We start from the raw sequence: 21,675 nt of genomic DNA, 5'->3' as shown, positions 1-21,675 counted from the left end.
CGTTAGTGTTCTCTGGTATCAAAAGGTCCTGGAGGGACGGGATCGTCTCCACCTGGGTGTAAAGGGTGGCATTTTAATACGCGTTTCACCGTCAACCAACTGCCTTTTATCACTCCAAACCTGCGCAATGCCTCAATTCCGTATTGCGAACAGGTCGGTCTGAAACGGCAGTGTGGCCCGAGTAGCGGACTAATCAGGCGTTGATAGACCCGGATAAGGCCGATCAGGACCCGTGAGCCAGGCGACAGTGGCGGCGCCATAATTTTCCAACGCTTCCGAGAGAGCACGGTTATCGAGGTCGGCAACCCCTTTTTTAGCCACCACCACGAAATCCATTGAAGGCAGTTCATGTTGACGTAAACGGAAGCTTTCACGCGTCAGACGTTTAATCCGGTTGCGTTCATGCGCACGCTTAACGTTTTTCTTGGCGACAGTGAGACCGATACGGGGATGCCCCAGCGAATTTTGGCGGCCGAGGATGGTGATTTGCGGCGTGCCAGCCCGTTGTGGCTGCTGGAAGACGAAAGTGAAATGAGTGGGAGTTAACAAACGTAACTCCCTGGGAAATGCTAGCTTAACCACTCAGGGGTTAGCTTAATTACTTGGAAACGGTCAGACGTGAACGGCCTTTAGCACGACGACGTGCCAGAACCTGACGACCATTTTTAGTAGCCATACGAGCACGGAAGCCGTGAGAACGGTTGCGCTTCAGTACAGACGGTTGAAAAGTGCGTTTCATGGCGATTTCTACCTAAACTTGAATAAATTCAATGACTTTTTATGGAGTCCGAACGAATAACGAACGATGGACGCCGAAGCCATGGGTGATTAAAGAGGCCGGATTGTAATAATTGTACACTCCGGAGTCAATTCTCTTTCCTTATTTCCCGCGTCTTTCCGCACGTTTTTAGCGTGCAAATTGAGCTGCGTCAGACGCAGGAAATCGAGTCCCACGCGCCGGGTGGGGAATTATACGGGCTCCAGGGCAAATCGCAAGGATCGTCCAGGATCTTCGTTAGATCATTTAAGCAAAAAATTGTCGTTACTCATTAATTTTTCCAATATGCGGCCTAAATCGCGGGGTCGCTTCGCCAGGATCGTTTACACTTACCCGGTTTCGGATCCTCCTGTGGATAAATCGGGAAGAAACTGTGAGAAACAGAAGATCTCTGGCGCAGTTTAGGCTATGATCCGCGGTCCTGATCGCGATCCCAGGATCCCGAGCAGGTAAAAAACCGCAGATAGCGGTTCGCACGTCCCCCTTAACGCCGGGTTCTTTCGACGTGTGTCTACAATCACGACTATTCAATAGCTTTCTTTTTATGTTCGAGTGGAGTCCGCCGTGTCACTTTCGCTTTGGCAGCAGTGTCTTGCCCGATTGCAGGATGAGTTACCAGCCACAGAATTCAGTATGTGGATCCGCCCGTTGCAGGCGGAACTGAGCGATAACACGCTGGCTTTGTATGCGCCAAACCGTTTTGTGCTCGATTGGGTCAGGGACAAATACCTCAATAACATCAATGGACTGCTAAACGAATTTTGCGGTGCCGATGCCCCACAGCTGCGTTTTGAAGTGGGCACTAAGCCGGTCACCCAAACCCTCAAAGAGACCGTTAACGTCGCCGCTGCACCCGCGCAAACCGCGCAGGTTCATATGCCGCGCGTCGCGCCTGCGCCGCGGGCTGGCTGGGATAACGTCCCGGCACCGGCAGAGCCGACCTATCGCTCTAACGTTAACGTCAAGCACACCTTTGATAACTTCGTCGAAGGTAAATCGAACCAGTTGGCCCGCGCGGCTGCCCGTCAGGTAGCGGATAACCCGGGCGGTGCCTATAACCCGCTGTTCCTTTATGGCGGTACCGGTCTGGGTAAAACGCACCTGCTGCACGCGGTGGGTAACGGCATCATGGCGCGCAAGCCCAATGCCAAAGTGGTGTATATGCACTCCGAGCGCTTCGTTCAGGACATGGTAAAAGCCCTGCAAAACAACGCGATCGAAGAGTTTAAACGCTACTACCGTTCCGTTGATGCGCTGCTGATCGATGACATTCAGTTCTTTGCTAATAAGGAACGATCCCAGGAAGAGTTTTTCCACACCTTCAATGCGCTGCTGGAAGGCAATCAGCAGATCATTTTGACCTCGGATCGCTATCCCAAAGAGATCAACGGCGTTGAAGATCGTCTCAAATCCCGCTTCGGCTGGGGTCTGACCGTGGCGATCGAGCCGCCGGAGCTGGAAACCCGCGTGGCGATCCTGATGAAAAAAGCGGACGAGAACGATATTCGTCTGCCGGGCGAGGTGGCGTTCTTTATCGCCAAGCGTCTGCGTTCCAACGTCCGTGAGCTGGAAGGCGCGCTGAACCGCGTCATCGCTAACGCCAACTTCACCGGACGGGCGATCACCATCGATTTCGTGCGTGAAGCGCTGCGCGATCTGCTGGCGCTGCAGGAAAAATTGGTCACCATCGACAATATTCAGAAGACGGTGGCGGAGTACTACAAAATTAAAGTGGCAGATTTGCTGTCGAAACGCCGTTCCCGCTCGGTAGCGAGACCGCGTCAGATGGCGATGGCGCTGGCAAAGGAATTAACCAACCACAGTCTGCCGGAGATCGGCGATGCGTTTGGTGGCCGTGACCACACCACCGTGCTGCACGCCTGCCGTAAGATTGAGCAGCTGCGTGAAGAAAGCCACGACATAAAAGAAGACTTCTCCAATTTAATCAGAACATTATCATCGTGATGCTATGAAATTTACCGTTGAACGTGAACACTTATTAAAACCGCTGCAACAGGTGAGTGGCCCCTTAGGCGGCCGCCCGACGCTGCCTATCCTCGGTAACCTGCTGCTGCAGGTGGCAGACGGCACGCTGTCGCTGACCGGCACCGACCTCGAGATGGAGATGGTCGCACGCGTGACGCTTTCCCAGCCTCACGAAGCGGGCGCAACCACCGTTCCGGCGCGTAAGTTCTTTGATATCTGCCGTGGCCTGCCTGAAGGGGCAGAAATTGCCGTGCAGCTGGAAGGCGACCGCATGCTGGTGCGCTCCGGCCGCAGCCGTTTCTCGCTCTCCACACTGCCTGCTGCTGATTTCCCGAACCTGGACGACTGGCAGAGTGAAGTCGAATTCACCCTGCCGCAGGCCACCATGAAACGCCTGATCGAAGCCACTCAGTTCTCCATGGCGCATCAGGACGTTCGTTACTACTTAAACGGCATGCTGTTCGAAACCGAAGGGGAAGAGCTGCGTACCGTGGCCACCGACGGCCACCGCCTGGCGGTCTGCTCCATGCCGGTTGGCGTGACGCTGCCGAACCATTCGGTGATCGTACCGCGTAAAGGCGTGATTGAGCTGATGCGTATGCTCGACGGCGGCGAAACCCCGCTGCGCGTGCAGATTGGCAGCAACAACATCCGCGCCCACGTCGGTGATTTCATCTTTACCTCTAAGCTGGTGGACGGTCGTTTCCCTGATTATCGCCGCGTATTGCCGAAGAACCCGGACAAAACGCTGGAAGCGGGCTGCGATATCCTCAAGCAGGCGTTTGCCCGTGCGGCGATCCTCTCTAACGAGAAGTTCCGCGGCGTGCGTCTGTACGTGAGCGAAAACCAGCTGAAAATCACGGCGAACAACCCGGAGCAGGAAGAGGCCGAAGAGATCCTGGATGTCACCTACGCGGCGGGCACCGAAATGGAAATCGGCTTTAACGTCAGTTACGTGCTGGATGTGCTGAACGCGCTGAAGTGCGAGAACGTGCGTATTCTGCTGACCGACTCCGTGTCGAGCGTACAAATTGAAGATGCCGCATCACAGTCGGCTGCTTATGTTGTCATGCCAATGAGACTGTAATGTCGCTCACCCGCCTGTTGATCCGCGACTTTCGCAATATCGAAAGCGCGGATCTTGCTTTATCCCCCGGCTTTAATTTTCTGGTTGGCGCCAACGGCAGCGGCAAGACCAGCGTGCTGGAAGCCATCTATACGCTCGGCCATGGCCGGGCGTTTCGCAGTTTGCAGATTGGTCGCGTTATTCGCCACGAGCAGGAAGCGTTTGTGCTTCACGGTCGTTTACGCGGCGAAGAGCACGAGACGGCCATCGGGCTGACCAAAGACAAGCATGGCGACAGCAAGGTGCGCATCGACGGCACCGACGGCCACAAAGTGGCCGAGCTGGCGCTGCTGATGCCGATGCAGCTAATCACTCCCGAGGGGTTTACTTTACTCAACGGCGGCCCCAAATACAGAAGAGCCTTCCTCGACTGGGGATGCTTCCATAACGAAGCGGGTTTCTTCACCGCCTGGAGCAACCTGAAACGGCTGCTGAAACAGCGCAATGCCGCGCTGCGCCAGGTGACCCGCTACGCCCAACTGCGGGCGTGGGACAAAGAACTTATCCCGCTGGCGGAGCAGATCAGCCGCTGGCGTGCGGAATACAGCGCCGGGATCGCGGAAGACATGGCGGATACCTGCCAGCAGTTTTTACCCGAGTTCTCCCTGAGCTTCTCCTTCCAGCGCGGCTGGGAGAAAGAGACGGATTATGCCGAGGTGCTGGAGCGAAGCTTTGAGCGCGATCGCATGCTGACCTACACCGCGCACGGCCCGCACAAGGCGGATTTCCGCATTCGTGCCGACGGTGCGCCGGTAGAGGACACCTTATCACGCGGGCAGCTCAAGCTCCTGATGTGCGCGCTGCGCCTGGCGCAGGGCGAGTACTTAACCCGTGAAAGCGGGCGACGCTGTCTGTATCTGATTGATGATTTTGCCTCGGAACTTGACGACGCGCGGCGCGGACTGCTTGCCAGCCGCTTAAAAGCCACACAGTCGCAGGTTTTCGTCAGCGCGATTAGCGCTGAACACGTAATGGACATGTCGGACGAAAATTCGAAGATGTTTAACGTGGAAAAGGGTAAAATAACGGATTAACCCAAGAATAAATGAGCGAGAAACGTTGATGTCGAATTCTTATGACTCCTCCAGTATCAAAGTCCTGAAAGGGCTGGATGCGGTGCGTAAGCGCCCGGGTATGTATATCGGCGACACGGATGACGGCACCGGTCTGCACCACATGGTATTTGAGGTGGTAGATAACGCTATCGACGAAGCGCTCGCGGGTCACTGTAAAGACATCGTGGTGACCATCCACGCCGACAACTCCGTCTCCGTTACCGATGATGGCCGTGGCATCCCGACCGGTATTCACCCGGAAGAGGGCGTCTCTGCGGCGGAAGTGATCATGACCGTCCTGCACGCAGGCGGTAAGTTCGATGATAACTCCTATAAAGTGTCCGGCGGCCTGCACGGCGTGGGCGTCTCTGTGGTTAACGCCCTGTCGCAGAAGCTGGAGCTGCTGATCCGCCGCGAAGGCAAAGTGCATCAGCAAACCTACGTCCACGGCGTACCTCAGGCTCCGCTGGCGGTTACCGGTGAAACCGACGTGACCGGGACTCAGGTCCGTTTCTGGCCAAGCCTCGAAACCTTCACCAACGTCACCGAGTTTGAATATGACATTCTGGCCAAGCGTCTGCGCGAGCTGTCATTCCTGAACTCCGGCGTCTCTATCCGCCTGCGCGACAAGCGCGACGGCAAAGAAGACCACTTCCATTACGAAGGTGGTATCAAGGCGTTCGTTGAGTACCTGAACAAGAACAAAACGCCCATTCACCCGAACATCTTCTATTTCTCCACCGAGAAAGACGGTATCGGCGTAGAAGTGGCGCTGCAGTGGAACGACGGTTTCCAGGAAAACATCTACTGCTTCACCAACAACATTCCGCAGCGCGACGGCGGTACGCACCTGGTGGGCTTCCGTACGGCGATGACCCGTACCCTGAACGCCTACATGGACAAAGAAGGCTACAGCAAAAAAGCGAAAGTCAGCGCCACCGGTGACGATGCCCGTGAAGGCCTGATCGCTGTGGTCTCGGTAAAAGTGCCGGATCCGAAGTTCTCGTCTCAGACCAAAGACAAGCTGGTCTCCTCTGAGGTGAAATCGGCGGTTGAGCAGCAGATGAACGAACTGCTGAGCGAATACCTGCTGGAAAACCCGTCCGACGCCAAAATCGTGGTTGGCAAAATTATCGATGCGGCGCGTGCCCGTGAAGCGGCGCGTAAAGCCCGTGAAATGACCCGTCGTAAAGGCGCGCTGGACTTAGCAGGCCTGCCGGGCAAACTGGCGGACTGTCAGGAACGCGACCCGGCGCTGTCCGAACTGTACCTCGTGGAAGGGGACTCCGCGGGCGGTTCTGCGAAGCAGGGCCGTAACCGTAAGAACCAGGCGATCCTGCCGCTGAAGGGTAAAATCCTTAACGTTGAGAAAGCGCGCTTCGACAAGATGCTCTCTTCTCAGGAAGTGGCGACGCTGATCACCGCTCTGGGCTGCGGCATTGGCCGTGACGAGTACAACCCGGACAAGCTGCGCTATCACAGCATCATCATCATGACCGATGCGGACGTCGACGGCTCGCACATCCGTACGCTGCTGTTGACCTTCTTCTACCGTCAGATGCCGGAAATCGTTGAGCGTGGCCACGTCTACATCGCCCAGCCGCCGCTGTACAAAGTGAAGAAAGGCAAGCAGGAGCAGTACATCAAAGACGACGAAGCGATGGATCAGTACCAGATCGCTATCGCCCTGGATGGCGCGACCCTGCACGCCAACTCAAGCGCCCCGGCGCTGGCGGGTGAACCGCTGGAGCGTCTGGTGTCTGAGTACAACGCGACCCAGAAGATGATTGGCCGCATGGAGCGTCGCTTCCCGCGCACGCTGCTGAAAGCGCTGGTCTATCAGCCGACGCTGTCCGAAGCCGATCTCGGTAACGAGCAGGCCGTGACCCGTTGGGTGAACACCCTGGTGACCGATCTGAACGAGAACGAGCAGCACGGCAGCCAGTGGAAGTTCGACATCAACGAGAACACCGAGCTGCAGCAGTTCGAGCCGGTGATCCGCGTGCGCACCCACGGTGTGGATACCGACTACCCGCTGGATCACGAGTTTGTGACCGGTGCGGAGTACCGTCGTATCTGTACGCTCGGCGAGAAGCTGCGCGGCCTGATCGAAGACGATGCCTTCATCGAGCGTGGCGAACGCCGTCAGCCGGTTGCCAGCTTCGAGCAGGCGCTGGAATGGCTGGTGAAAGAGTCCCGCCGTGGCCTCTCCATTCAGCGTTATAAAGGCCTGGGCGAAATGAACCCGGATCAGCTGTGGGAAACCACCATGGATCCGGAAAGCCGCCGCATGCTGCGCGTGACCGTGAAAGACGCCATTGCTGCGGATCAGCTGTTCACCACCCTGATGGGCGATGCGGTTGAACCACGTCGTGCCTTCATTGAAGAGAACGCCCTGAAAGCGGCGAATATCGACATCTAAGTCGTTTGTTCCCCTCACCCTAACCCTCTCCCCATAGGGGAGAGGGGACTGCCCGGAGCGGTCTTTGCTCTCTCGCCCCTATGGGGAGAGGGCCGGGGTGAAGGGAATAATGCTGCGCAAAAGAGGAATCCTCCTCTGAACCCCATCCCCCTTTTCTTTACTGTTTTTTGAGCGGAATCGCGTTAGCATGAGGAAAGACTCATTCCAACCGGGGATCCCATGGCTATCAAACTCATTGCAATCGATATGGACGGCACCCTGCTGCTGCCGGACCACACCATCTCTCCCGCCGTTAAAAACGCGATTGCCGCAGCCCGTGCCAAGGGCGTGAACGTGGTGCTGTGCACCGGTCGTCCGTACGCAGGTGTTCATAACTACCTGAAAGAGCTGCACATGAATGAACCGGGTGATTACTGCATTACCTACAACGGCGCGCTGGTGCAGAAAGCGGCCGACGGTAGCACCGTGGCGCAAACGGCGCTGAGCTATGACGATTACCGCTATCTGGAACAACTCTCCCGCGAGGTGGGCTCACACTTCCACGCGCTCGATCGCAACACGCTCTACACCGCCAACCGCGACATCAGCTACTACACGGTGCATGAATCCTTCGTTGCCACCATCCCGCTGGTGTTCTGCGAAGCAGAGAAGATGGACCCGGCCACCCAGTTCCTGAAAGTGATGATGATTGATGAGCCAGAGATCCTCGACAAAGCCATCGCCCGTATCCCGGAAGAAGTCAAAGAGAAGTACACCGTGCTGAAAAGTGCGCCGTACTTCCTCGAAATCCTCGATAAACGCGTCAATAAAGGCACCGGCGTGAAGTCGCTGGCCGAAACGCTGGGGATCAAGCCGGAAGAGATCATGACCCTGGGCGATCAGGAAAACGACATTGCGATGCTGGAATATGCTGGCTTAGGCGTGGCGATGGAGAACGCGATCCCGTCGGTGAAAGAGGTGGCGAACTTCGTTACCAAATCTAACCTCGAGGACGGCGTGGCGTATGCCATTGAGAAGTTTGTCCTGAATTAAGACCCCGCAAAATGCGCGTCCCATAACCCGCACCCGTTGCGGGTTTTTTTATCCCCGCAGGAAGCTTTCTTTAACATTCCTTTCACTGATTGTTCTTTTTGTGATCCAGATTGTAGTACAACACAATGTGATTGTACTACATTACGACCACGGCAATGACGAATGGCATCACGTTTGTACTGCAAAATTGAGGCGAAATTCAGCGGTCGCGGTAAAGTAGTGGTGGACCTACAGAGCACAAGGACTCTCCATGACTCTCAATAAAACCGATCGCATCGTCATCACGCTGGGCACCCAAATTGTGGGTGGCAAGTACGTTCCCGGGTCACCGCTGCCCGCAGAGGCCGAGTTGTGCGAGGAGTTTGAAACCTCGCGCAACATCATCCGGGAAGTGTTCCGCTCGCTGATGGCGAAGCGGCTGATTGAAATGAAGCGTTATCGCGGTGCCTTTGTCGCCCCGCGTAACCAGTGGAACTACCTCGATACCGACGTCCTGCAGTGGGTGCTGGAAAACGACTACGACCCGCGGCTGATTGGCGCGATGAGCGAGGTGCGAAACCTGGTAGAGCCGGCGATAGCCCGCTGGGCGGCAGAACGCGCCACCTCAGGCGACCTGGCGCAGATTGAGTCGGCCCTGAACGACATGATCGCCAACAACCAGGACCGGGATGCCTTTAACGAGGCGGATATCCGCTACCACGAAGCGGTGCTGCAGTCGGTGCATAACCCGGTGTTACAGCAGCTGAGCGTGGCGATCAGCTCGCTACAGCGAGCAGTATTTGAACGAACCTGGATGGGTGATGAGGCCAACATGCCGAAGACGCTCCAGGAACATAAAGCGCTGTTCGATGCGATACGCCATCAGGACAGCAATGCGGCAGAGCAGGCGGCGCTCACCATGATCGCCAGCTCGACACGAAGGTTGAAGGAAATCACATGACATCTCGCTACATCGCAATTGACTGGGGATCGACCAATCTGCGCGCCTGGCTGTATCAGGGCGATCAATGCCTGGAGAGCAGGCAATCAGAAGCAGGCGTCACGCGCCTGAACGGCAGATCTCCTGAAGCGGTGTTAGCAGAGGTGACACAAAACTGGCGCGACAGCGCCACGCCGGTGGTGATGGCGGGGATGGTCGGCAGTAACGTGGGCTGGAAGGTAGCCCCTTATCTGCCGGTTCCTGCCCATTTCTCTGCCATTGGCGAACAGTTAACGTCCGTTGGCGACAATATCTGGATCGTGCCAGGGCTGTGTGTCTCCCGCGACGATAACCACAACGTGATGCGCGGCGAAGAGACCCAGCTGCTCGGCGCACGCACGCTCTCTCCTTCTTCTGTCTACGTCATGCCCGGTACACACTGTAAATGGGTGCAGGCCGATACTGAGCAGATCGTTGATTTTCGCACCGTGATGACCGGCGAACTGCACCATTTGCTGCTTAAGCACTCGCTGGTGGGTGCCGGTCTGCCGGAGCAGTCAGCCTCACCGGAGGCATTTGCCGCCGGGCTTGAGCGCGGGATCGCTTCCCCTGCCGTTTTGCCGCAGCTTTTTGAGGTTCGCGCCTCGCACGTGCTGGGAAACCTTCCCCGCGAGCAGGTGAGCGAATTTTTATCGGGCCTGCTGATTGGCGCAGAAGTCGCCACCCTGAGCGAGCAGTTCGCCGGGCAGCAGGCCATCACCCTCGTCGCGGGTTCATCGCTGACCGCACGCTACCGCCAGGCGTTCCATGCCATCGGCCGGGACGTGAAGGCGGTGGAGGGCGACACGGCATTTCAGGCTGGTATAAGGAGCATCGCTCATGCAGTGGCAAACTAATCTCCCCCTTATCGCGATCCTGCGCGGCATCACCCCTGACGAGGCCTTAGCCCACGTTGGCGCGGTGATTGACGCCGGATTCGACGCGGTGGAAATCCCGCTCAACTCCCCGGAGTGGGAAAAAAGCATTCCGGCGGTTGTGGACGCGTATGGCGACAGAGCGCTGATCGGCGCGGGCACGGTGCTGAAACCGGAGCAGGTGGACCGCCTGGCGAAGATGGGCTGCAGGCTTATCGTCACGCCTAACATCAACCCTGAGGTGATCCGCCGCGCGGTGGGCTACGGCATGACCGTCTGCCCGGGATGCGCCACGGCGACAGAAGCCTTTACTGCCCTCGATGCGGGCGCGCAGTCGCTGAAAATTTTCCCGTCGTCGGCCTTTGGCCCGGATTACATCAAAGCGCTGAAAGCGGTGTTACCCGCCAGCGTACCAGTCTTTGCCGTGGGCGGCGTCACGCCAGAGAACCTGGCCCAGTGGATGAAAGCTGGCTGTGTGGGCGCGGGCCTCGGCAGCGATCTCTATCGTGCCGGGCAGTCCGTTGAACGTACCGCGCAGCAGGCGGCAGCATTTGTAAAAGCGTATCGAGAGGCAATGCAATGAAAATAACCAAACTCACCACCTACCGTTTACCGCCGCGTTGGATGTTCCTGAAAATCGAAACCGACGAAGGGGTGGTTGGCTGGGGCGAGCCGGTGATTGAGGGCCGTGCGCGCACCGTGGAAGCGGCGGTGCATGAGCTGGGCGAATACCTGATTGGTCAGGATCCGGCGCGCATTAACGACCTGTGGCAGGTGATGTACCGTGCGGGCTTCTACCGCGGCGGCCCGATCCTGATGAGCGCCATCGCCGGTATCGACCAGGCGCTGTGGGACATCAAAGGCAAAGTGCTGAATGCCCCGGTCTGGCAGCTGATGGGTGGCCTGGTACGCGACAAGATTAAAGCCTACAGCTGGGTGGGCGGTGACCGTCCGGCAGAGGTGATCGACGGTATCAACAAGCTGCGCGGCATCGGTTTCGACACCTTCAAGCTCAACGGCTGCGAAGAGATGGGCGTTATCGACAATTCGCGGGCGGTGGATCGGGCGGTGAATACCGTAGCGCAAATCCGCGAAGCCTTCGGCAATGAGATTGAGTTTGGACTCGATTTCCACGGTCGCGTCAGCGCGCCGATGGCGAAAGTGCTGATCAAAGAGCTGGAGCAGTATCGTCCGCTGTTTATCGAGGAGCCGGTGCTGGCCGAGCAGGCCGAGTACTATCCGAAACTGGCGGAACAGACCCATATTCCTATCGCAGCGGGTGAACGTATGTTCTCGCGCTTCGAGTTCAAACGCGTGCTGGAAGCGGGCGGGATTGCCATCCTGCAGCCGGATCTCTCCCACGCGGGCGGCATCACCGAATGCTACAAAATTGCCGGGATGGCAGAAGCCTATGACGTGGCGCTGGCGCCGCACTGCCCGCTGGGCCCGATTGCGCTGGCAGCCTGTCTGCACGTGGACTTTGTCTCGCGCAACGCGGTGTTCCAGGAGCAGAGCATGGGCATTCACTACAACAAGGGCGCGGAGCTGCTCGACTTTGTGAAGAACAAAGAAGATTTCAACATGGAAGGCGGTTTCTTTAGACCGTTAACGAAGCCGGGCCTTGGCGTGGACATCGACGAAGCCAAAGTCATTGAGCTGAGTAAAAATGCGCCGGACTGGCGTAATCCTTTATGGCGTCATGAAGACGGCTCCGTAGCCGAGTGGTAATGCGCGTCATACTTCGCGCCGGTAGTGCGTTGGCTGCGTTTTCTTACCCCGGTCACATACTTTTGTATGCTCCCGGGGATGCGAAAACTTGCCGCCTTCCCCCGACACGAATTATTTAGCGCATTCCGGTTACGTTTTTAATTAAAAAATCAAACACACCCTCTGTAAATTACAGGGCATGGTGAGCGGCTTCGCTATGCCCAAAATCTGGAGACAGATTGCGATGGATATTCCAGTTACAGCTACCAAAACCGGGCGTCGCCGTTACCTGACGCTGATTATGATCTTTATTACCGTGGTCATCTGCTATGTCGACCGTGCCAACCTCGCCGTGGCATCGGCCCATATTCAGGAAGAGTTCGGTATTACCAAAGCGGAGATGGGCTACGTCTTCTCGGCTTTTGCCTGGCTCTATACGCTGTGCCAGATCCCGGGCGGCTGGTTCCTCGACCGCGTCGGCTCGCGCCTGACCTACTTTATCGCCATTTTCGGCTGGTCCGTGGCGACCCTGTTCCAGGGGTTTGCTACCGGCTTAATGTCGCTGATTGGCCTGCGCGCCATCACCGGGATTTTTGAGGCACCGGCGTTCCCGACCAATAACCGCATGGTGACCAGCTGGTTCCCGGAACATGAGCGCGCCTCTGCCGTCGGGTTCTATACCTCCGGCCAGTTTGTGGGCCTCGCGTTCCTGACCCCGCTGCTGATCTGGATCCAGGAGCTGCTGAGCTGGCACTGGGTGTTTATCGTCACCGGTGGGATCGGCATCATCTGGTCGTTTATCTGGATTAAGGTCTATCAGCCGCCGCGTCTGACCAAAAGCATCAGCAAAGCCGAGCTGGATTACATCCGCGACGGCGGCGGCCTGGTGGATGGCGATGCGCCGGTGAAAAAAGAGGCGCGTCAGCCGCTGACCAAAGCTGACTGGAAGCTGGTGTTCCACCGTAAGCTGGTGGGCGTGTACCTGGGCCAGTTCGCCGTGACCTCCACGCTGTGGTTCTTCCTCACCTGGTTCCCGAACTATCTGACCCAGGAGAAAGGCATCACCGCGCTGAAGGCGGGCTTCATGACCACCGTGCCGTTCCTGGCGGCCTTCTTTGGCGTGCTGCTCTCCGGCTGGCTGGCGGACAAGCTGGTGAAAAAAGGTTACTCCCTCGGCGTGGCGCGTAAAACGCCGATCATCTGCGGGCTACTGATCTCCACCTGCATCATGGGCGCAAACTACACTAACGATCCGGTGTGGATTATGACCCTGATGGCGGTCGCCTTCTTTGGTAATGGCTTTGCCTCTATTACCTGGTCGCTGGTGTCGTCCCTGGCGCCGATGCGTCTGATCGGCCTGACCGGTGGCGTGTTTAACTTCGTTGGCGGCCTGGGCGGGATCACCGTTCCGCTGGTGATTGGCTACCTAGCGCAGGACTACGGTTTCGGTCCGGCGCTGGTCTATATCTCTGCGGTAGCCCTGATCGGCGCGCTCTCCTACATCCTGCTGGTGGGCGACGTGAAACGGGTAGGCTAATCCCCGGCAATGCTATACCCTGATGCGACATCCGCGCATCAGGGTATCCTCATGAAACAAATCACTTTCGCACCCCGCAACCATCAGCTTACCAACACCCGCACCTGGAGTGCAGACAGCCAGTGGCTGGCCTTTGACGTCCGTCCTTCCGGGGCATCCTTTACCGGCGAAACCATTGAGCGGGTTAATGTTAAAACCGGCGAAGTCGAGGTGATTTATCGCGCCAGCAACGGTGCCCATGTGGGGGTTGTCACCGTCCATCCAACGGACGATAAGTATGTTTTCATCCACGGCCCGCAGCACCCCGATGCCCACTGGCAGTACGATTTTCACCACCGCCAGGGGGTGATTTCAGCGCACGGGCAGCTGAGCAATCTCGATGCGATGGATATCACCGCGCCCTTTACCCCCGGCGCGCTGCGCGGCGGCAGCCATGTCCACGTGTACAGCCCGGACGGGCAGTTCGTCAGCTTTACCTATAACGACCATGTGCTGCACGAGCGCGATCCGAAGCTGGATTTACGCAACGTGGGGGTGGCCGCGCCTTTTGGTCCGGTGACGCCTGCGGGCCACCATCCGCGAGAATATGCCGGAACGCACTGGAGCGTGCTGATCAGCTGTACCACGCCTGCGCCGCAGCCGGGCAGCGATGAGATCAACCGCGCCTATGAGGAGGGCTGGGTGGGTAACAGCCGTCTGGCCTTTATCGGCGATACCCTTTCCGCCAGCGGCGACAAAGTGCCAGAGCTGTTTATCGTCGATCTGCCAAAAGACGAACAGGGCTGGAAACAGGCGGGCGAGACACCGCTTCAGGGCACAGCGGATCGTATGCCCGCTCCCCCTGCCGGGGTGATGCAGCGCCGGTTAACCTTTACCCACGACAGCCGCTATCCGGGGCTGGTGAACGTGCCGCGCCACTGGGTGCGCAGCAATCCGCAGGCGACGCAAATCGCGTTTCTGATGCGGGATGATAACGGCGTGGTGCAGCTGTGGCTGATTGCGCCAGAAGGGGGAGAGCCCCGTCAGCTCACCCATAACGCAAGTGATATCCAGTCGGCCTTTAACTGGCATCCGGCGGGTCATTCGCTGGGGTTTGTGCTGGAAGATCGCATTGCGACCTGTGATGCGGTGTCCGGCGCGGTGACGTTTTTGACGTCCGATCACGGCAATCCGCCGTCGGGCGATGCGGTGGTTTACTCCCCGGACGGGCACACCATTGCCTGGATGGAAGAGACAGACGGTTTCCGGCAGCTGTGGGTAACAGAGACCGGACGCTAATCAGCGCGCGGGCATTCCGGCGGGCGGGATCACGGCGTTAGTCGCCAGCGTCTCCTGCTCGCTCTGCTCCACGCGGGAACGAACGGAACTATCGGTACGGAAGAAGTCCCACGGCAGCAGCAGGGTATCAACAACCGCCGTAAACGGCATATCCAGCACTACCAGGGATTTGGTGCCCCAGTTGGTGTCGTCATCGGCCAGCATGTTCGCGCTGGCTCGCGTCCCGGGATAGGTTCCTTCTTTACCGCCGGTGTGAGACATCACGCTCGAACACCCGCAAAGTAAAACCACCGTACTGAACGTCGTCAGCTTTATCAGAACATTTTTCATCATTAGTCAGTCATCATTAATGGCAGTAAGACCTGCAACCCGGTTTATAACGGGCCATTCTTAAAATGAATAGTTGAAAAGTACCGCTCTGTGGCACCTATCGCAATTTAACCTTACGTGCTGTGGACTCAGTCTATTCCAGTACCCGCAAAGTGCAAAAAAATCTCGCATCGGCACGCTTGAAAAGGCCGCAAGCGGACCCATTTTAAAAGTGTATCGATGAACAAGCGTGCCTGAGGGGCGTTTGTGATACCCCAGCCTGTCCACGGTGGAAGGCGACAATTCTTGCTGATTTCAGGAGTTTTAACTGTATGCGTAACTTTGATCTTTCTCCGCTTTATCGTTCAGCCATTGGTTTCGACCGTCTGTTCAGTCATTTAGAAAACAACCAAAGCCAGAGCAATGGCTACCCTCCATACAATGTTGAGCTGGTTGATGAAAACCACTACCGCATTGCGATTGCCGTGGCCGGTTTCGCGGAAAGCGAACTTGAGATCACCGCCCAGGACAACCTGCTGGTGGTGAAAGGCGCGCATGCGGGCGAGCAGAAAGAACGTACCTACCTGTATCAGGGCATCGCGGAACGTAACTTTGAACGTAAGTTCCAGTTAGCTGAGAACATTCACGTTCACGGCGCGAACCTGGTTAACGGCCTGCTGTATATCGATCTGGAACGTGTGATTCCGGAAGCGAAAAAACCGCGCCGTATCGAAATTAATTAATTATCCGGGTCGCCGCTGCGGCCCAAACAGGAATGCTTGCCGATATCGGGAGCATATGTGAATCCATTCGGATTTGCAGGAACAACTGCGTACAAAAATAAATTGTACGGAACTCGCTTCTCAGAAGGAGATTTAGTATGCGTAATTACGATTTATCCCCGCTGCTGCGTCAGTGGATCGGTTTTGACAAACTGGCCTCCGCGCTGCAAAGCACCACCGAAAGCCAGACCTTCCCGCCGTATAACATTGAAAAGAGCGACGATAACCACTATCGCATTACGCTCGCGGTGGCCGGCTTCAGCCAGCAGAACCTCGATATTCAGCTGGAAGGCACGCGCCTGACGGTGAAAGGCACTCCGGAAAACCGGAAACCGAAACCAAATGGCTGCATCAGGGGCTGGTGACCCAGCCGTTCAGCCTGAGCTTTACCCTTGCTGAACATATGGAAGTGACGGGCGCCACCTTCACCAACGGGCTACTGCATATCGACATCACCCGTAACGTGCCGGATGAGGTTGCTCCGCAGCGGATCGCCATCAGCGAACGCCCGGCGCTGAACAGTTAATTTGGGTTTGTGCGGCCTGATGCCCTCACCCCAACCCTCTCCCACAGGGAGAGGGCGCAAACACCAAAAACGGCCACCTTCGGGTGGCCGTTTTGCTTTTACCTCGGGCTTTTTTGTGCGCCATCGCCCATACAACCCGCCTGTGCTCTGCGAGAATCCCTGATAATAATAATGTTATTCACAGGGATGCCGTCATGAGTGATATAGCGTTAACTGTCAGTATTCTGGCGTTGGTTGCGGTGGTCGGGTTGTGGATAGGCAATGTCAAAATCCGGGGCGTCGGCTTTGGCATTGGCGGCGTGCTGTTTGGCGGAATTTTTGTCGGCCACTTTGCCGACCAGTTGGGCATCACGCTCAGCGCGGAAATGCTGCACTTCATTCAGGAATTTGGCCTGATCCTCTTCGTTTACACCATCGGCATTCAGGTCGGGCCCGGCTTTTTCGCCTCGCTTCGCGTCTCCGGCCTGCGCCTGAACCTTTTTGCGATGGGCATTGTGGTGATGGGCGGGCTGGTCACCGCCCTGCTGCACAAACTCTTCGCCATCCCGCTCCCGGTGGTGCTTGGCATCTTCTCCGGGGCGGTCACCAACACGCCCGCGCTGGGTGCCGGGCAGCAAATCCTGCGCGATCTGGGCATCGCGCCCGACATCGTGGATCAGATGGGCATGAGCTACGCCATGGCCTACCCGTTCGGCATCTGCGGCATCCTGCTCACCATGTGGCTGATGCGCATCTTCTTTCGCGTGGACGTCGAGCAGGAAGCCCGGGAACACGAATCTACTCTCACCCAGGGACAGGCGCTGATTAAGACCATCAACATCCGCGTTGAAAACCCCAATCTGAACAACATGCCGATCCAGGATGTGCCGATCCTCAACAGCGCCAACATTATCTGCTCGCGGCTGAAGCGGGAGGAGACGCTGATGGTGCCCCTGCCCGGCACGGTGATCCAGACGGGGGACCTGCTGCATCTGGTCGGGCAGCCGGCAGACCTGCACAACGCACAGCTGGTGATTGGCCAGGAGGTCGATACCTCGCTTTCCACCCGCGGCACCGATATGCGCGTCGAGCGCGTAGTGGTCACCAATGAGAAGGTTTTAGGCAAGAAAATCCGCGAACTGCAGGTAAAAGAGCGTTATGACGTAGTGATCTCCCGCCTGAACCGCGCCGGGATCGAGCTGGTGGCAAGCCCGGATGCCAGCCTGCAGTTTGGCGACATTCTCAACCTCGTCGGACGCCCGGCCTCCATCGACGCCGTCGCCAATATGGTGGGCAACGCGCAACAAAAACTGCAGCAGGTGCAGATGCTGCCGGTGTTTATCGGCATCGGGCTCGGCGTCCTGCTCGGCTCCATCCCGCTGTACGTGCCCGGATTCCCGGTGGCGCTCAAGCTGGGGCTGGCTGGCGGACCGCTGATTATGGCGCTGATCCTCGGACGTATCGGCTGCGTGGGTAAGCTCTACTGGTTTATGCCCCCGAGCGCTAACCTTGCCCTGCGCGAGCTGGGGATTGTGCTGTTTCTGGCGGTGGTGGGGCTCAAATCGGGCGGCGATTTTGTCGAGACGCTGGCCCGCGGCGACGGGGTGAGCTGGATTGGCTACGGTATCCTCATTACCGCCGTCCCGCTGATCACCATGGGGCTTCTGGCGCGGCTGCTCGCGAAGATGAACTACCTGACCCTGTGCGGCATGCTGGCCGGTTCGATGACCGATCCCCCGGCGCTGGCCTTCGCCAACAACCTGCATGCCACCAGCGGCGCGGCGGCGCTCTCCTACGCCACGGTCTATCCGCTGGTGATGTTTATGCGCATTATCACCCCGCAACTGCTGGCGGTGCTGTTCTGGGGGATGGGTTAAACCTCTAAACCCAACCTGGCGAACTGCTCTGCCGGAGCGTCGCTCTCATGCAGCAGACGCACCAGCAGGGCAATCATTCGCGCTTCGATGGCTTTGTCCTCAATCGGGGACTGCTGGTGCGGATCGGTGTGTAGATCGAACAGCAGATGGCCGACGCGATTAACCCCAGGGTATTTTTCCTGGGCCGGAATACGCAGCGTTTTCACCCCTTTGGTAAAGCGGAAGGGCGGTGCAAGGGCGATCGCTTCCAGCTCGTCCGGCGTAAAACGGATATTCATCTTGATCGGCATCAGGGTGTAGTTAGCGATGTCATTCTCACGCCCGGGCATCGCGGCGCGCATATAGACATAGCGCCCGTCCGTAACGTTGACATGCCCACTGAAGACCCCGAACAGCGCAGCGTCACGCACCGGGGTGTCATCTTCAAGGATGCGGGCTAACGGATGACCCTGAACGTCGGGCGGAACAGGCTGGTTGAAGAACTCCAGCAGCGTGGGGGCCCAGTCAATCATCTGCACCAGGGCATCACGCTGCACTCCCTGGCAAGCGCTGCGCGGATCCCAGATAAACAGCGGGTTATTCGCCACCTCGTTGTAGTAAGGCATCTGGTTTTTCGCCCACCAGCCGTGCTCCCCGAGTAAAAAGCCGTGATCGGTGCCGACGATTAACAGCGTATCGCGCCACAAATCGTGGTGGTCCATCAGGTCGAGGATGCGCCCCAGGTTGCGATCGCACATGGAGACCAGGGCACGATAGCGGCAGCGAATATGTTCTACCGCCTCCGGGCACTCTTCCACTTTGCCGCGCGGCCAGTCATAGTGCGGGCCGTCCCAGGGATCCTGATATAACGAGAGATACTCTTCAGTGGTATAAAATGGCTCGTGGGGATCGAAGGTTTCCACCTGCAACAGCCAGCTATCCTGTTGATGGTTCCTGTCGATAAATTCACATCCGGCATCGAACACGCGGGTTTGCGGGAAATCGGCTTCCTGCTGAATGTACTCGCGGTTGACCCAGTCCTGCCGCCAGAGTCCGGAGACGCCGCCGCCGGTTTGCTTCTGCGGCACGCGTAATACCTCCGGGATCGCCGGGTCGGCCACGCTGCCTTTCCAGTGATCGCCCTCCTGGCCACGGATGATTTCCCATGAGCTGTAGCGATTATGGTAGTTGCCACCACCATCTTCCCAGTAGTGCAGGTGATCGCTAATCAGGTGCGTATAGACCCCCGCTTTTTTCAACAGCTCCGGCATGGAGTCATCAAACGGCTCCAGCGGCCCCCACTCCCGGTGCAAAAAATTATACCGCCCGGTGTGCAGCTCACGGCGTGCAGGCATACAGGGCATGCTGCCGACATAGCTATTGTTAAAAGTAGCGCAGTGGGCCGCCAGACGCTGGAAGTTGGGCGCCTGGGTGATCATATCCCCGTAGGGTGGCAGGTAGTGTTTATTCAGGCTGTCGAAGAGCAGAATTATCGCTTTCATCGTCGCTCCTTAGCTGGCCTGAACCAGATGCGGGAAGTGTTCTTCAACCACCGCATAGATCTGTTTGCCGATAGTCTCCCCGTCCATAATATTTTCGATAGGGATCAGATACTGTCCGTGACGCGGATCGAGACTGACCACATCAATCAGTTTTTTCGAAATCGCGTAGATATCCGCCCACTCGGTAAAGCCGCCCACTTCTCCCGCGGCGGTATGCTCCATTTCAAAATTAATGTCATATTTCGCTAAGGCTTTTTTTACCACCGTCTGCAACATCACGCTGCTGCCCACGCCATAGCCACAAACAAACAGAATATTAATTTTATCTTTCATCACGTAATCCTTTTAAAGGTGCAGTTATTTAGCTCGCGTAAGGACCAAGCTGGAATGTTGAGGCAATTAATTTAAGTACTTCGCAAATAGCAGGCCATAATGTCGCCCAGTCGAAAATACCGGTCCAGCCCACGCCTTCTGCAGCCAGGCCGGTTAAGGGGATCGCCCACACGGTGCCGAAGGTTTGAATTATCCCCAGCAGGAAAGTACAAATAATGACGGCACGATAACCTCCCAGCCGGTTGGCTAATACCCCGATGGGGCCACCTGCGAAAAATAGCGGTACAAAACCGGGCAACACCATAATTGGGCTATGGGTAAGCAGCAGAATGCCCATCGAAAAATAGTGCCAAAGGTACAGAAGATAAATCCAAGGGTGGCGGCATTAGGGGAGAAGGGCAATAACGCCGCGACATCCACTGCGGGAATTGCATTTGGAATTAAACGATCCTGCCAGCCCTTAAAGGAGGCATTAATTTCCCCGACCATCATGCGTACGCCCTGCAGCAGGATCACCATATACATGGAGAACTGCAGGCCGAGATTAATAATGTAGATGTACCAGGGCTTATTTTTCGCCATGATCTGAACGTTATCAATACCGGTAGTCAGCAGGAACCCGCCGACAAACAGGGTCATCACAATAGCGATGGAGGTGACATTATGGTTAAAAATCGCCAGCCAGCCGGGTAACTTCATGTTCTCGGCATCCTGCTTTTCGGCGTCGCCGAAAAAGTGGGCGAATTTTGAGAAAAACCAGATGCCTAACATCTGGTTATGGGCGATGGTAAAGCCTGCATTATTGGTAATTTTTGCAACAGGTTTGGCAACCAGAGTGGTGGCAAACGCCCAGAATACCCCGGTTAAAATCCCGGCGATGATAATAGACTGAACCCATCCAAAGCCCAGCCAAAAGACGATCAGCCACAGCACAGCCTGGGAGTGAGAGACCCCGGTATTACCGGTTAAGAAAATGCCTTTCACACCGGTATAGCGGCCAAATAACACCAGCAGCAGGTTGGTGAAAAAGGCCAGCACAAAGACATAGCCCACAAAACCGAAATTATCCCCGAGCGCAATCTGGGTTGCCGCTTTCATAGCATAGGAATCCATTAAATAACCATGGATGCCATAAGATTTACTCACTGCATCGGCGACGGGTTTAAACGTTGCTGAAAACTGAAACCCGCCAAATAACACCATCATTAACCCGACCATGGCGCTAACCATACCGGTAATAATTTTTATCGGTGATTTTCTGTCGAGGGCATAACCCAGTCCCACCAGTAACCCAATTAAGATAGCGGGTTCGGTAAGAAAAGATTGTAATACTGAAATAAAATCAGAAAACATAATGTAGTCAACCTCCGTGATATTCGCTTTTAGAACGACTTTTTAGATGTTTATCTAATAACGGAAAGGTGCTTTTTTATTAGACAGGGATTTATGCTTGCGGAAGCAATGTAATAATCAAAAGCGCTCATTTAAAGATCGTTTGTGATTTTTTGTGATTTGATTTGCAAAAAAATGCGAATCTCTTTCTCAGAAAGTTAACTGGAGAGTTTAATAAATAGTTCGAATGCGAGACATTTTTACGATTGAACAAGAATGTTGTTAGCAGGAGTATTAAAAAT

Annotated in this window: 18 protein-coding genes and 3 pseudogenes; 14 read left to right on the top strand and 7 right to left on the bottom strand. The window is 56.5% G+C overall.

The window, feature by feature from the left end:
- Window positions 1–2: 2 nt before the first annotated feature.
- The 3 genes and pseudogenes from yidD to rpmH form a co-directional block, all read right to left on the bottom strand.
- Complete coding sequence (gene yidD, locus K5I40_RS22730; protein ID WP_072036746.1) at window positions 3–260, bottom strand: membrane protein insertion efficiency factor YidD; 258 nt, start codon at window positions 258–260, stop codon at window positions 3–5.
- Window positions 224–582: pseudogene (rnpA, locus tag K5I40_RS22725) on the bottom strand (ribonuclease P protein component). The gene yidD and the pseudogene rnpA overlap by 37 nt, the downstream one beginning before the upstream one ends.
- A 16-nt stretch (window positions 583–598) precedes the next feature.
- Window positions 599–739 carry a 50S ribosomal protein L34 gene (gene rpmH, locus K5I40_RS22720; protein WP_003849659.1) on the bottom strand — a complete coding sequence of 47 codons (141 nt, stop codon included), beginning with the start codon at window positions 737–739 and terminating at the stop codon, window positions 599–601.
- A gap of 603 nt (window positions 740–1,342) precedes the next feature.
- Here rpmH and dnaA point away from each other — a divergent pair.
- The 11 genes from dnaA to K5I40_RS22665 all read left to right on the top strand — a co-directional run bounded on the left by dnaA (window position 1,343) and on the right by K5I40_RS22665 (window position 14,754).
- Entirely contained in the window at window positions 1,343–2,743 is a 1,401-nt protein-coding gene (gene dnaA, locus K5I40_RS22715) for a chromosomal replication initiator protein DnaA (RefSeq protein ID WP_039032235.1), read from the top strand.
- A 4-nt stretch (window positions 2,744–2,747) separates the two neighbouring features.
- Entirely contained in the window at window positions 2,748–3,851 is a 1,104-nt protein-coding gene (gene dnaN / locus K5I40_RS22710; protein WP_103177630.1) for a DNA polymerase III subunit beta, read from the top strand.
- Window positions 3,851–4,924 carry a DNA replication/repair protein RecF gene (gene recF / locus K5I40_RS22705; protein WP_138370939.1) on the top strand — a complete coding sequence of 358 codons (1,074 nt, stop codon included), beginning with the start codon at window positions 3,851–3,853 and terminating at the stop codon, window positions 4,922–4,924. Before dnaN ends, recF begins: the two co-directional genes overlap by 1 nt.
- Before the next feature lie 28 nt (window positions 4,925–4,952).
- Entirely contained in the window at window positions 4,953–7,367 is a 2,415-nt protein-coding gene (gene gyrB / locus K5I40_RS22700) for a DNA topoisomerase (ATP-hydrolyzing) subunit B (protein ID WP_039032238.1), read from the top strand.
- Between the two features lie 219 nt (window positions 7,368–7,586).
- Window positions 7,587–8,399, top strand: coding sequence for a sugar-phosphatase (gene yidA / locus K5I40_RS22695; protein ID WP_223075670.1), 813 nt, complete (start codon window positions 7,587–7,589; stop codon window positions 8,397–8,399).
- A gap of 250 nt (window positions 8,400–8,649) precedes the next feature.
- Window positions 8,650–9,339, top strand: coding sequence for a D-galactonate utilization transcriptional regulator DgoR (gene dgoR, locus K5I40_RS22690; RefSeq protein WP_039032240.1), 690 nt, complete (start codon window positions 8,650–8,652; stop codon window positions 9,337–9,339).
- A complete protein-coding gene (locus K5I40_RS22685) occupies window positions 9,336–10,214 on the top strand; it encodes a 2-dehydro-3-deoxygalactonokinase (RefSeq protein ID WP_223075669.1) in 879 nt (292 codons plus the stop codon). The genes dgoR and K5I40_RS22685 overlap by 4 nt, the downstream gene beginning before the upstream one ends.
- Entirely contained in the window at window positions 10,198–10,815 is a 618-nt protein-coding gene (locus K5I40_RS22680; protein WP_039032242.1) for a 2-dehydro-3-deoxy-6-phosphogalactonate aldolase, read from the top strand. The genes K5I40_RS22685 and K5I40_RS22680 overlap by 17 nt, the downstream gene beginning before the upstream one ends.
- Window positions 10,812–11,960: a galactonate dehydratase gene (gene dgoD / locus K5I40_RS22675; protein ID WP_138370936.1), complete on the top strand. Its 1,149-nt coding sequence runs from the start codon at window positions 10,812–10,814 to the stop codon at window positions 11,958–11,960. The genes K5I40_RS22680 and dgoD overlap by 4 nt, the downstream gene beginning before the upstream one ends.
- Before the next feature lie 178 nt (window positions 11,961–12,138).
- Window positions 12,139–13,476 carry an MFS transporter gene (locus K5I40_RS22670; protein WP_039032244.1) on the top strand — a complete coding sequence of 446 codons (1,338 nt, stop codon included), beginning with the start codon at window positions 12,139–12,141 and terminating at the stop codon, window positions 13,474–13,476.
- 51 nt (window positions 13,477–13,527) lie between these two features.
- Window positions 13,528–14,754 (top strand): DUF3748 domain-containing protein, encoded by a 1,227-nt coding sequence (locus tag K5I40_RS22665; protein ID WP_223075668.1) that lies wholly within the window; start codon window positions 13,528–13,530, stop codon window positions 14,752–14,754.
- Here the strand turns inward: K5I40_RS22665 and K5I40_RS22660 are convergent, their stop codons facing one another.
- Entirely contained in the window at window positions 14,755–15,087 is a 333-nt protein-coding gene (locus K5I40_RS22660; RefSeq protein ID WP_039032246.1) for a YceK/YidQ family lipoprotein, read from the bottom strand.
- Window positions 15,088–15,395: 308 nt separating this feature from the next.
- On the opposite strand from K5I40_RS22660, the gene ibpA reads away from it, so the two are divergent.
- The 3 genes and pseudogenes from ibpA (at window position 15,396) to K5I40_RS22645 (ending at window position 18,227) form a co-directional block, all read left to right on the top strand.
- Window positions 15,396–15,806, top strand: a complete 411-nt coding sequence (gene ibpA, locus K5I40_RS22655; protein ID WP_039032247.1) for a small heat shock chaperone IbpA — start codon at window positions 15,396–15,398, stop codon at window positions 15,804–15,806.
- A gap of 137 nt (window positions 15,807–15,943) precedes the next feature.
- Window positions 15,944–16,371: pseudogene (gene ibpB, locus K5I40_RS22650) on the top strand (small heat shock chaperone IbpB).
- 194 nt (window positions 16,372–16,565) lie between these two features.
- Window positions 16,566–18,227: a putative transporter gene (locus tag K5I40_RS22645; protein WP_039032249.1), complete on the top strand. Its 1,662-nt coding sequence runs from the start codon at window positions 16,566–16,568 to the stop codon at window positions 18,225–18,227.
- Here the strand turns inward: K5I40_RS22645 and K5I40_RS22640 are convergent.
- The 3 genes and pseudogenes from K5I40_RS22640 to K5I40_RS22630 all read right to left on the bottom strand — a co-directional run bounded on the left by K5I40_RS22640 (window position 18,224) and on the right by K5I40_RS22630 (window position 21,394).
- Complete coding sequence (locus tag K5I40_RS22640) at window positions 18,224–19,708, bottom strand: sulfatase (protein ID WP_223075667.1); 1,485 nt, start codon at window positions 19,706–19,708, stop codon at window positions 18,224–18,226. The two genes, K5I40_RS22645 and K5I40_RS22640, sit on opposite strands and share 4 nt — an antisense overlap.
- A 9-nt stretch (window positions 19,709–19,717) precedes the next feature.
- Window positions 19,718–20,041, bottom strand: a complete 324-nt coding sequence (locus K5I40_RS22635; protein ID WP_223075666.1) for a PTS sugar transporter subunit IIB — start codon at window positions 20,039–20,041, stop codon at window positions 19,718–19,720.
- 28 nt (window positions 20,042–20,069) lie between these two features.
- Window positions 20,070–21,394 (bottom strand): annotated as a pseudogene (locus K5I40_RS22630) (PTS sugar transporter subunit IIC).
- Window positions 21,395–21,675 lie beyond the last annotated feature (281 nt).

The organism is Leclercia sp. LTM14 (assembly GCF_023736175.1).
In the GTDB taxonomy this organism is placed as follows: Bacteria; Pseudomonadota; Gammaproteobacteria; order Enterobacterales; family Enterobacteriaceae; genus Enterobacter; species Enterobacter barmai.
Note: the sequence above shows the minus strand (reverse complement) of the source record. Positions and strands in the feature narration are given on the sequence as shown.

Excerpts from the sequence above, each read along its gene's own strand:
- dgoR (WP_039032240.1), top strand. The coding sequence starts at position 8,650 with ATGACTCTCAATAAAACCGATCGCATCGTCATCACGCTGGGCACCCAA.
- K5I40_RS22665 (WP_223075668.1), top strand. The coding sequence starts at position 13,528 with ATGAAACAAATCACTTTCGCACCCCGCAACCATCAGCTTACCAACACC.
- yidA (WP_223075670.1), top strand. The coding sequence starts at position 7,587 with ATGGCTATCAAACTCATTGCAATCGATATGGACGGCACCCTGCTGCTG.
- rpmH (WP_003849659.1), bottom strand. The coding sequence starts at position 739 with ATGAAACGCACTTTTCAACCGTCTGTACTGAAGCGCAACCGTTCTCAC.
- K5I40_RS22685 (WP_223075669.1), top strand. The coding sequence starts at position 9,336 with ATGACATCTCGCTACATCGCAATTGACTGGGGATCGACCAATCTGCGC.
- ibpA (WP_039032247.1), top strand. The coding sequence starts at position 15,396 with ATGCGTAACTTTGATCTTTCTCCGCTTTATCGTTCAGCCATTGGTTTC.
- dgoD (WP_138370936.1), top strand. The coding sequence starts at position 10,812 with ATGAAAATAACCAAACTCACCACCTACCGTTTACCGCCGCGTTGGATG.
- K5I40_RS22660 (WP_039032246.1), bottom strand. The coding sequence starts at position 15,087 with ATGATGAAAAATGTTCTGATAAAGCTGACGACGTTCAGTACGGTGGTT.
- dnaN (WP_103177630.1), top strand. The coding sequence starts at position 2,748 with ATGAAATTTACCGTTGAACGTGAACACTTATTAAAACCGCTGCAACAG.
- recF (WP_138370939.1), top strand. The coding sequence starts at position 3,851 with ATGTCGCTCACCCGCCTGTTGATCCGCGACTTTCGCAATATCGAAAGC.
- K5I40_RS22635 (WP_223075666.1), bottom strand. The coding sequence starts at position 20,041 with ATGAAAGATAAAATTAATATTCTGTTTGTTTGTGGCTATGGCGTGGGC.
- K5I40_RS22670 (WP_039032244.1), top strand. The coding sequence starts at position 12,139 with ATGGTGAGCGGCTTCGCTATGCCCAAAATCTGGAGACAGATTGCGATG.
- K5I40_RS22645 (WP_039032249.1), top strand. The coding sequence starts at position 16,566 with ATGAGTGATATAGCGTTAACTGTCAGTATTCTGGCGTTGGTTGCGGTG.
- gyrB (WP_039032238.1), top strand. The coding sequence starts at position 4,953 with ATGTCGAATTCTTATGACTCCTCCAGTATCAAAGTCCTGAAAGGGCTG.
- yidD (WP_072036746.1), bottom strand. The coding sequence starts at position 260 with ATGGCGCCGCCACTGTCGCCTGGCTCACGGGTCCTGATCGGCCTTATC.
- K5I40_RS22680 (WP_039032242.1), top strand. The coding sequence starts at position 10,198 with ATGCAGTGGCAAACTAATCTCCCCCTTATCGCGATCCTGCGCGGCATC.
- K5I40_RS22640 (WP_223075667.1), bottom strand. The coding sequence starts at position 19,708 with ATGAAAGCGATAATTCTGCTCTTCGACAGCCTGAATAAACACTACCTG.